Consider the following 10,438-nt stretch of genomic DNA (forward strand, 5'->3'; position numbering starts at 1 on the left):
CTTGAAGAAGTGATGAAATGCTTGAGCCGTATGACGGGAAACTGTCACGTACGGTTCTTAGGCGGGAAGGCGGTGGTAACACCGCTGACCCAGCCGATTACGCTCCGCTGGTGGAGCGTCTGCATGGGCAGGTCATCCACATCAGCCCTGCCAGCACCCAGTATATCAACCCGATGGACATCAACAGCAACTACTCGGAGGAGGACAACCCGTTGGCTTTGAAAGCCGACTTTGTGCTGTCCCTGTGCGAACTGGTGGTCGGCGGCAAAGAGGGCTTGCAGCCGGTGGAAAAGACGGTCATTGACCGCTGCGTCCATGTGGTCTACCGCAAGTATTTCGAGAACCCCATCCCGGAAAATATGCCGCTGCTGGAAGACCTCTACAATGCACTGTTGACGCAAGACGAACCGGAAGCCCGCCATGTGGCGGCTGCGCTGGAAATCTACGTCAAGGGCAGTTTGAACATTTTCAATCACCACACCAACGTAGATATCAATAACCGCATCGTCTGCTTTGACATCAAGCAGCTGGGCAAGCAGCTCAAAAAGCTGGGTATGCTCATCGTGCAGGATGCCGTGTGGGGGCGTGTGACAGCCAACCGCAGTGCCGGAAAATCCACCCGGTACTATGCAGACGAGTTCCACCTTTTGCTGAAAGAGGAACAGACTGCGGCGTACAGCGTTGAAATTTGGAAGCGTTTTCGTAAGTGGGGCGGCATCCCGACAGCCCTAACGCAGAACGTCAAAGATCTGCTGGCAAGTCCCGAAGTATCAAATATTTTTGAGAATTCGGACTTCGTTTATATGCTCAATCAGGCGAACGGTGATCGGCAAATCCTCGCAAAGCAGCTCAATATCAGCCCGCATCAGCTTTCCTACGTTACCCACTCCGGCGAAGGTGAAGGGCTGCTGTTTTTCGGTAACGTGATCCTGCCCTTTGTTGACCACTTCCCGAAAGACCTTGAACTTTACCGCATCCTCACGACCAAGCTCAACGAGATCTCGGAGGGCGCACAGAAATGAGTGAACCGAAACTGATCATCAAAGAGGAATCGTCCGCAAAAAAGACCCGTTCTCCCCCGAAAAAACCCAAGGTGGAGCAGTCGGTGCCCAGAAAGAAAAAGCTGAAAACCGATGCAGATAAGGCTGCGGAAAGGGCGCAGCACCTGCGTTTTGGCAAAGCCGAGATCACCCCGGATGAGGCATCCCGCATGACAAAGCAGCAGAAACGTGCTATGTATGCCGCTGCTGCCGCCCGGTCTGCGGTGCATCGGGAGGTTGACCAGTACGAGGACGATAATGGGGGCACGCAGGCTTTAAGCGAGGGCGAAAAAGCTGCCGAGACTACCCACGATATTTCCAAGAGCTGTTACGCCAGAAAGCTGAAAAAGAAAGCCAAGATGCAGGGCAAGAAAGGGGTCCGAACCGCAAAATCTTCCGTGCAGAAGCCGCCTGCGGCACAAGATGCAGGCGCATCCGGCACCGGCGAGGGCAGTTCCAACTGGCTTTCACGCTGGAAACAGCGGCAAGAAATCCGTAAAAGTCACTATGCCGCCGCCCATTCGGGTACAGCGGCACAGACCGCAGGCGGCAAAGCGGTATCCAATGGCACCACTGCTGCGAAGTCTGGCATGGAACAGGTCATCGACAAAGGAAAATCGGTGGTCAGTACCACAGTCAACGGCATTGCCAATTTTGCAAAAAGCAACGCGCACGTTCTTTTGATCGTGGGCGTTTTTCTTTTGCTCTTGCTGCTGGTCATGTCGGCATTTTCGTCCTGTTCCATTCTGTTTTCAGGCACCACGCAGGTATCCGGTCAGACCATTTACACCGCAGAGGACCGGGACATCCGGGGAGCCGAAACCGACTACAAGAAGCTGGAAAAGGAGCTGGACAAAAAGATCAAGCGCACCCCCACCGACCACCCCGGCTATAACGAGTACCAGTATCACCTTGACCCCATCGAGCATGACCCATGGCAGCTGACCTCTTTTCTCACGACTCTCTATGACGATTACACCCGGTCAGAGGTGCAGGGCAAGTTGAAGGAGACCTTCAAAAAGCAGTACAAGCTGACCACATGGGTGGAGGTGCAGATACGGTATAAGACCGTCTGGGTCATCAGTCCGGCAGGAATCCCAGTTCCCACACAGGTGCCTTATGAGTACCGCATCTTCCACACCAAATTGGTGAATAAAGGGCTGGAAGTGGATATCCGGGAGGAACTGGACAACGACCAGTGGAAACGCTATGAGATCTTTCAGGATACGCTGGGTGGTCGGCCTTATCTGTTCAACGGCGGTCTGCCGCCCGGTGGCTCCGATGGCTCCGGCACACCCGGCATCGACTATCAGGTTCCTGCGGAAGCCCTGACGGACAGCGAGTTTGCCGCTATCTACAAGGAGGCGCAAAAGTATGTGGGCACGCCCTACGTCTGGGGCGGTTCTACCCCGGAAACCGGGTTTGATTGCTCCGGCTACGTTTGCTGGGTCTACAACCAGAACGGCTACAATGTGGGGCGCACCACCGCCAACGGTCTGTGGAACAAGAGCCAGCACATTTCCGAAGCCGAAGCAAAGCCCGGCGACCTTGTTTTCTTTGAAGGAACGTATGATACGCCGGGGAAAAGTCATGTGGGCATCTACCTTGGAAACGGCAAGATGGTGTCTGCCGGAGACCCCATAAAGTATGCTGATATTCACTCGTCCTACTGGCAGAAATACCTGTCCGGTTTTGGACGGCTTTCAAAATGATTGGAGGAAGAAATGAGCGAAAAACTCGATAAACTACGCGCTTCTCTGGAAAAGGAAAGGGAGCGTCGCATTAAGATCAACACTCGCATTGAAAGCCTTGAGCGGCGGATTCAGGAAGCAGAAGCTGCCGAGGTCAACGAGATGGTGCGCACCGCCAAGGTCACGCCGGAACAGCTTGCCGCCCTGCTGCGCCAGTCTGCAACGTCCACCCCGACCCCGGCTGCGCTGTCCGCAGTCGGTGCTACGTTCAACAAGGAGGAATCTGATAATGAAGATGATGAATAAGTTCTGTGCCCTGATGTTGTCGGTGGCACTGTGCGCTGGCATGGCGGCTCCTGCTTTTGCCTATGGCGGTGAGCCTGTGGAGGAAGTGGAACAGCCCGTCCTGACTTCTACCACCGATGAAGAAGATGTGGTCACCGTGACCGATGAGGAAACCGGTGCTCTGACCCCGGAGGGCAATCTGACGATGGTGGACGATTACCACACCAGTTATTCGGATGGCTCTGGCCAGCAGTTCATCACGCTGGTGTCGAAGTCTGGCAACACATTCTATCTGGTCATCGACCGCAACGACAAGGGGGAAAACACCGTTCATTTCATGAATCTTGTGGACGAAGCCGACCTTCTTTCCCTGATGGAAGATGAAGATGCCGATGCCTACACCGCTGAAAAAGAAGCGGCGGCGCAGGCAGAACAGGAGCGCAAACAGGCCGAGGAGGATGCGAAAAAGGCTGCGGAAAAAGCGGCGGCATCCGGTTCTGAACAGACTGGTGGCAACAAAGTTACGAAGTATGCTGCTACGTTCTTAGGCGTACTGGCACTGGTCGGTTTGGTTGCTGGCGGTGGCATTTACACCTTTATGAAGCAGAAGCAGAAAAAGCAGGCAGAAAAAGAAGCCCTTGACCCCGATGCAAACTACACTGAGGACAAGGGCGACTTTGAAATCCCTGTGGAGGATGAGCCGGAGGAGACCGGCGAGGAGGATAACGCAGAAGAATAATTCTATTGGCGGCGTTTGCCGCCTTACATATTGCAATCCGAAACAGATTGGAGGGATTCTTATCGCAAAATTGATCGTGGCGGAGAAACCGTCCGTCGCCATGTCCTATGCCAAAGTCCTCGGTGCCACCAGCCGTCAGGACGGCTACCTTGAGGGCAACGGCTATCTGGTGAGCTGGTGCGTTGGTCATCTGGTGGAACTGGCTCCGCCCAATGTCTATGACGAAAAGTACACCAAGTGGAGCATCGCAGATCTGCCCATCCTGCCGCAAAAGTGGCAGTATCTGGTGTCTGCCAGCACCAAAAAGCAGTTCGGCATCCTGCAAAAGCTGATGCACCGCCCGGATGTGGATAGCATCGTGAACAGTTGCGACGCAGGGCGCGAGGGAGAACTGATTTTCCGCTTGGTGTACCAGCAAGCAGGGTGCAAAAAGCCTTTTTCCCGCCTGTGGCTGTCCAGCATGGAGGAAAATGCCATCCGAGAAGGGTTCGCCCACCTGAAGCCGTCAACTGAATACGATGCGCTGTACAACGCAGCACTCTGCCGGGAACGTGCCGACTGGATGGTCGGCATCAATGCGTCCCGGCTTTTTTCATGCCTGTACAACCAGCCTTTGGCGGTGGGGCGTGTTATGACCCCGGTGCTCGCTATGACCGTGGTGAGGGAAGCCGCCATCGCCGCCTTTGTGCCGGAGAAATTCTACACGGTTGCCCTGACCCTTGCGGACGGCGGCACCGCATCCAGCAAGCGGTTTGCCCAGAAAGCGGATGCCGAACTGCTGCTTTCCAAATGCCGAAAGGAGGGGCGTGTCACGGTGCAGAAGATGGAACGCAAGGAGAAATCCGAAAGCCCGCCGCAGCTCTATGACCTTACTGCATTGCAGCGGGATGCCAACCGTCTGCTGGGATTTACGGCACAGCAGACCTTGGATTATGCCCAAAGCCTTTACGAAAAGCGGCTTATCACCTACCCCCGCACGGACAGCCGGTTTTTGACGGAGGATATGGCGGCTTCCCTTCCGGGACTGGTGACGGACACGGGCAGGGCGTTTGCCGTGGAGGAGCCGATTCCCATCCATGTGCAGCAGGTCATCAATGGCAGCAAAGTCACCGACCATCATGCGCTGCTGCCCACGAAAAGCATGGCAAACGCAGACCTTGCCGCACTCCCTGCCGGGGAGTGGAAGATTCTGCGGCTGATTGCTGCACGGCTACTCTGCGCCGTAGGTGAACCGCACCGCTATGCAGAAACCTCGATTATCACCATCTGCGCCGGAGAGGAATTCTCCGCAAAAGGCAAGTTGGTGCTGTCCGACGGATGGAAAGCCATGGAACGAAAAATGCTGGGAGAACTTCTGGGCAAGCAAAAGGAAGCAGTTGTTCTGCCAGATGCGCAAGAGCAGAGCCAGTGCAGCGTTGCCGGTGCCGAACTGAAAGAGGGTCAGACGTCCCCACCGAAGCATTTCACCGAAGATACTCTCCTGTCAGCTATGCAGGCAGCGGGTGCGGATAGTATGCCGGAGGGCGTGGAGCGTCAGGGTGTCGGTACTCCGGCAACCAGAGCAGCCACCATTGAAAAGCTGGTGCAGAAGGGCTTTCTGGAGCGCAAGGGTACCAAGAAAACCAAGGTGCTGCTGCCCACCGACAAAGGCAAAGCCCTCATCACTGTGATGCCCGAAGAAATCCAGTCTGCGGATATGACAGCTGACTGGGAAACAAAGCTGCTGCAAATCGAACGTGGCGAAATGGAGCCGAGCGAATTTATGACCGAGATCAATACGATGATTACCGAACTGGTAAAGAACACGGAAATGAAAAAAGGAGCGAATGCACTTATGAAAAGCAAGATTATTGGTGTCTGCCCGAACTGTGGTAAGCCTGTCGTGGAGCGTGAAAAAGGCTGGTTCTGCGAGAACCGGGAGTGCCGTTTTGTCCTGTGGAAGGACAATGCGTTCTTCAAGCGTCTGGGCAAGCGGCTGGACGCTCATGTGGCGGACAAGCTGCTGCGGGATGGTCGTGTCCGCTTGAAGGACTGCAAGAGTGCCAAGGGCAAGACCTACAATGCCACCGTGCTGCTGTCCTGTGAAGCCGATGGCCGCAGCAAGTTTTCTCTGGAATTTGAAGGTGGGTGCTGATGGAGCAGAAAAAAGAAGCGGTCTACCTTATCAACGATGAACGCTATCTCCACCTCCGGGAAAACGGTGCAGGCGTCGGCTTTGCCACCTACAACAAGGTAACTGGTGAGCCGCTGGAAAGCGGGCAGATCTCGGAAAAGAACCTGCCGCCCGATGGCAGGAACGCCATTTCTGCCGCCCGGAACTGGTATCTGTTTGAACTTTCGGACGATGACCGCAAGGTCATCCAACAGGAAAGCGTAAAGATCCTCGAAAACATCCCGCAAGCTGGTATCGGCAGACGGCGCATCTGGGAGCCTGAAACGCTGCCGAAGGATATTCGTCTCATCAACAGCCACTATGATGACCTCTATCGCATTCCAGATGGCGGCGTGATTCAGGTGGATTACCCGGATGGGCGCAGTTTTACGGCACGGGTGGAGCATCTGGATGATTACCACTTTGACGTGGGCGGTTTGGGCAATGTGTTCCACATCTGCCAGTTTGCCGAGGTCATGGAGCGGAACCATGCCGACTTCTACCCGGAGATTCAGACACAGGACGAGCAGGCGGCGTGGGAACTGGGCGGCAAAGGCTACCTTGCAATCCAGTCCTGTGAGGATGGATGGGATTACACCCTCTACCACAGCGATTATTCTGTGATGGACGGTGGGCAGCTGGATGCCCCGGAACTGATCATTCAGGAAGCCCGTGAGCAGATTCTGGAAGCACACCACATGGAAAAGGGCCGGCGGCTACTGCAGGACTACGATGCAGTCATGGATAAAGTTGCGGAAGCCGAGGAACTGAGTGCAGACCATCGCCCTTCCACACTGGAAAAGCTGGCAGAACTGGCAAGTGATACGTCTGCGCCAAAATCCTCTGCACGTTCTGCACCGGAACTGTGAGGTGGACGATGCAGCAAAAATGGAACCAGAATTTTGACGGTGAACCCATGACAGACATCCCGCAGAAGTTTCTGAACGCAGGGTGCGATGTTTATATGGTGATGCAGTTGCGGCATGACGAAAAAATCCTCGATGAAAGATTTGCTTCCATGCGGGAACTGCATCGTCGTGGCAAAACGCCAGACCCGGAGCATTATGAGGTCACCTACTATGCTGATTTGCCCGCCATGTGGCAGGATGTGCCGAACAACGAGATTTTGGAAGAACTATTTCAGATGTTCAACCTCTCCCGTCAGCAGGATTTTGAGGGGCACAGCCTGTCGGTCAGCGATGTGATCGCACTCAAACGCAATGGCGAGGTGTCTGTGCATTATGTGGACAGCATCGGCTTCAAAGATTTACAGGGGTTTCTGGACAAGCAGCCGGAACGTCCTTCGGTGCTGCTGAATCTCAAAGAGAAGTGCGATGCCCCGGAGTGCAATCCCACCGTCTGCCGGAAAGCGAGGAATGGACATGAACTTTGACCATGAAGAACTGATGCTGATGATGCTCTACAACACCGGCACCCGGCTGGGGCTTATCCACGAACTGCGGCTCATGCAGTGCTACCTGATGCCCGACGAAATCGCCCTGCGGGAACTGTCTGAAAGTGTGATTGCAAAATTGAAACTCATGACCGACGAGCAGTTTGCCGAGGTCGAATTTCCTCTGGACTGATTTTTGCCGCCTGCGGGCGGCGTACATATCCTCTTTCTCTATGGTTGGCAGTGTGGTATAATTGGCTCAACAAGCAAAAGTTTATATCTGCTAACGATAATTGCCGAATGGCAACGTGCAGATTGAAAGGTCTTCGCCATGAATCGTGCAGGATTTATGCAATTTATTCTTGAACAATATAGCGTTGAGCCGGATTACCCGTGGATGAAGAATCCCAATTTTGCAGTCTTCCGGCACAGCAACAATCAGAAATGGTTTGCCTTGATTATGGACATTCCAAGGAGCAGGCTGGGATTACCCGGTGACGAACTACTGGATGTGGTGAATCTCAAATGCGACCCACTTCTGATTGGCTCACTGCGCAGTGAACCCGGTTTCTTTCCTGCCTACCACATGAACAAAGATAGCTGGATCACGGTTTCACTGGACAACAAAGCTGATGCTGACAAGCTGAAAATGTTGCTGGACATGAGCTACACTGCTACTGCGTCAAAAATTCGTAAGAAGCACTGACAGTATTCTGTCCGTGCAATCAACATACAGAATGGAGAGTATCTGAAATGAAAATCGTAGTTTTGAACGGTAGTCCCCGCAAAGGCGGCAACACGGAGATTATGACACAGGCTTTTGCAGAAGCCGCCCGCAAGAACCAGAATGAGGTCAGCATTCTGGATGTAGCACCCATGAACATCCGTGGCTGTCTGGGCTGCAAATACTGCTGGGCACACAAGGGCGAATGCGTCCAGAAAGATGATATGGGCAAGGTCTTTGAGGCTCTGGTGGATGCCGACATGGTGGTGTTCGCATCGCCCATCTACTGGTTCGACATTACCGCACAGATGAAAACCGTCATTGACCGTCTGTATGCCGGCGGCAGTGTAGGCTTCCACTTCCACAAGACCGCCCTGCTGCTGGATGCCGGTGCCGACCATGTGTTCGATGCAGCCATCGCACAGTATAAGGCTATGACCTCCTATCTGAAGTGGGAGGATATGGGCATCATCACAGTTCCGAACATGGAAACCAAGGGCAGCATGACGACCGCTCCCAATCTGGCCGCGGTTATCAGACTGGGCGAATCGCTCTGATTTTTGAAAAATAATATTACATCCCTGCGGGCAATCATAAAACGGTTGCCCGCTATTTTTATGCTCAAAACCGGAAGGAGGCAACAATGTCTAGCAAAACCGAAGAATATCTTGCTCTTGCCCAGCGCACGGCAAACGGCTTGACGCGGTACTGGGAAAGCTGGACGGACTATCTGACCACAGCATCCCGGCTGTACAAGTACAGCTTTCCCGACCAGTTGATGATCTACGCTCAGCGACCCGATGCCACAGCCTGCGCCGATTACGACATCTGGAACAACCGCATGAACCGGTATGTCCGGCGTGGCTCCAAGGGCATCGCCCTGTTGGACGAATCCAGCGGATACCCGCGTCTGCACTATGTGTTTGATGTGTCGGACACCGGAGTACGGCGCAATTCTCGCGACCCGGAACGATGGGAAATGAATGACGACCTTTTCAAGCCGGTGTCTGAGATGCTGACCGCAGAATACGGCATCAGCCATGAACGGCTCAGCCAGCAGCTCGTAAATATTGCGGAGAAGCTGGTGAACGATTATTGGGACAACAACAGCGGCGACATCCTCAACATCGTTGACGGCTCTTTCTTTGATGATTATGATAGTAGTGGAAAGGAACTTCAGTTCAAGGCCGCTGCGACAATGAGCGTCACCTACACTCTATTAGAACGATGCGGGTTTGAACCGGAAGGCTACTTTGACAAGGATGACTTTCAGGCCATCCACACCTTTTCCACACCCGATGCAGTCTATGCGCTGGGTGCCGCTACCAGCGACATCAGCCGCGAGGTCTTACGCAAAATCGAGCGGACTGTGAAAACCACGACCCGCCGCCGAAACATAGAAAGGATGGAAGAATATGAGCAGCAGTCTGAATTACACGAAGATCGGGGATTACCAGCTCCCGAACCTGACCCTCAGCCAGCCGAAGACCCCGCTGGGCAAGTACGGCAGGATGCGCCGGAATTACCTGAAGCAGTATCGCCCGGTACTGTACAATTCGATGCTCCTGAACGGGACGCTGTACCCGCATCTGATGGAACTGGAGCAGACGGCAGAGAGCCGGATGCAACAGACCATGGAGCAGCTTCTGAAGCAGGACCCAGCCCCGGACAAAGCGCAGAATCAACTGATGTGGGTGCAGCACATGAACAGCCTGAAAACGCAGGCAGAGGAACTGGTGATGACGGAGCTGATCTACAGCTAAGTTTTCTGGATGCGAACATCCCCACCGAAGCCCAGCAAATCGAAAAAATCGACCGAGCGGAGAGCGAAAAAACGCCCTCCGCTTTTGTTTTGTCGCAGGCTGAAATTGAGAACGAGCTGCGGCGGCATGGTTCAGGGTTTGCAGGCGGCAAACAGCGCATTATGGCGCTGTACCAGACCCAGCCTGACCGCAAACTCCGTGCCAAAGCACTGGCAAAGGAGTACGGCATTGGTGGGCACTCCCACGATTTTCTGGACGGAAGCCGGGGTTTTGTGAACCACGACTGGAAGGGACTGGAATTTGACCATTACCCAGACCACCAGAAAATCACCCTGAAATGGGCGCAGGTGGAAAAGTATATCGACCTGATGATCCAGTCCGACCGCTACCTGACGGATGAAGAAAAGGAGCAGTGTACCACTGTACAGAAAGAAAACGGCTACAAAGTCGGTGACGATGTAATGGTTGATTTGCCCACTGGAACCATCGAGGGCACCATTGGCTATATCGGCGAAACGGATGTTCGCATCGACACTAGCGCACACGGACAGTCGTGGGATAACGAAGTTATCAACAAACGACAATTCGAGGACGGTCTGCGGCAGAATGAACCTAGCCAGCGTGTGGATGAAATGCTGGAGCAGGCAGAAA

The 10,438-nt window shown here is 54.0% G+C and carries 11 protein-coding genes and 1 pseudogene; all 12 read left to right on the plus strand.

All coding sequences use genetic code 11. The features are described 5' to 3' along the window. Nucleotides 1-86 precede the first annotated feature (86 nt). A pseudogene (locus tag F3G95_RS13475) lies at nt 87-1,022 on the plus strand (conjugal transfer protein TraE); the annotation flags it as partial. Continuing rightward, on the plus strand, nt 1,019-2,752 hold the full coding sequence (locus tag F3G95_RS13480) for a C40 family peptidase (RefSeq protein WP_149795353.1): 1,734 nt from the start codon (nt 1,019-1,021) through the stop codon (nt 2,750-2,752). The pseudogene F3G95_RS13475 and the gene F3G95_RS13480, both read left to right, overlap by 4 nt. 12 nt (nt 2,753-2,764) lie before the next feature. Further along, nucleotides 2,765-3,037 carry a DUF4315 family protein gene (locus F3G95_RS13485; RefSeq protein WP_015536499.1) on the plus strand — a complete coding sequence of 91 codons (273 nt, stop codon included), beginning with the start codon at nt 2,765-2,767 and terminating at the stop codon, nt 3,035-3,037. After that, nucleotides 3,021-3,755: a DUF4366 domain-containing protein gene (locus F3G95_RS13490; protein ID WP_149795354.1), complete on the plus strand. Its 735-nt coding sequence runs from the start codon at nt 3,021-3,023 to the stop codon at nt 3,753-3,755. The genes F3G95_RS13485 and F3G95_RS13490 overlap by 17 nt, the downstream gene beginning before the upstream one ends. A gap of 55 nt (nt 3,756-3,810) precedes the next feature. Continuing rightward, on the plus strand, nt 3,811-5,889 hold the full coding sequence (locus F3G95_RS13495) for a DNA topoisomerase 3 (protein WP_347562917.1): 2,079 nt from the start codon (nt 3,811-3,813) through the stop codon (nt 5,887-5,889). Then, the gene (locus F3G95_RS13500; protein WP_149795355.1) at nt 5,889-6,776 is read left to right on the plus strand and encodes an LPD16 domain-containing protein; all 888 of its coding nucleotides are present in this window, start codon (nt 5,889-5,891) and stop codon (nt 6,774-6,776) included. The genes F3G95_RS13495 and F3G95_RS13500 overlap by 1 nt, the downstream gene beginning before the upstream one ends. 8 nt (nt 6,777-6,784) lie before the next feature. Then, nucleotides 6,785-7,300 carry a YodL domain-containing protein gene (locus F3G95_RS13505; protein WP_149795356.1) on the plus strand — a complete coding sequence of 172 codons (516 nt, stop codon included), beginning with the start codon at nt 6,785-6,787 and terminating at the stop codon, nt 7,298-7,300. Further along, nucleotides 7,290-7,493, plus strand: a complete 204-nt coding sequence (locus tag F3G95_RS13510; protein WP_149795357.1) for a transposon-transfer assisting family protein — start codon at nt 7,290-7,292, stop codon at nt 7,491-7,493. Before F3G95_RS13505 ends, F3G95_RS13510 begins: the two co-directional genes overlap by 11 nt. A gap of 138 nt (nt 7,494-7,631) precedes the next feature. Next, on the plus strand, nt 7,632-8,006 hold the full coding sequence (locus F3G95_RS13515; RefSeq protein ID WP_149795358.1) for an MmcQ/YjbR family DNA-binding protein: 375 nt from the start codon (nt 7,632-7,634) through the stop codon (nt 8,004-8,006). Nucleotides 8,007-8,053: 47 nt separating this feature from the next. Beyond that, a complete protein-coding gene (locus tag F3G95_RS13520) occupies nt 8,054-8,581 on the plus strand; it encodes a flavodoxin family protein (RefSeq protein ID WP_112115039.1) in 528 nt (175 codons plus the stop codon). Nucleotides 8,582-9,439: 858 nt separating this feature from the next. Then, a complete protein-coding gene (locus F3G95_RS13530) occupies nt 9,440-9,787 on the plus strand; it encodes a TnpV protein (protein WP_112115038.1) in 348 nt (115 codons plus the stop codon). Further along, a partial coding sequence (locus F3G95_RS13860) for a hypothetical protein (protein WP_188117562.1) occupies nt 9,715-10,438 on the plus strand: 724 nt, incomplete at its 3' end. The genes F3G95_RS13530 and F3G95_RS13860, both read left to right, overlap by 73 nt.

Source organism: Faecalibacterium sp. Marseille-P9312, assembly GCF_902497445.1.
Taxonomy (GTDB): domain Bacteria; phylum Bacillota; class Clostridia; order Oscillospirales; family Ruminococcaceae; genus Faecalibacterium; species Faecalibacterium longum.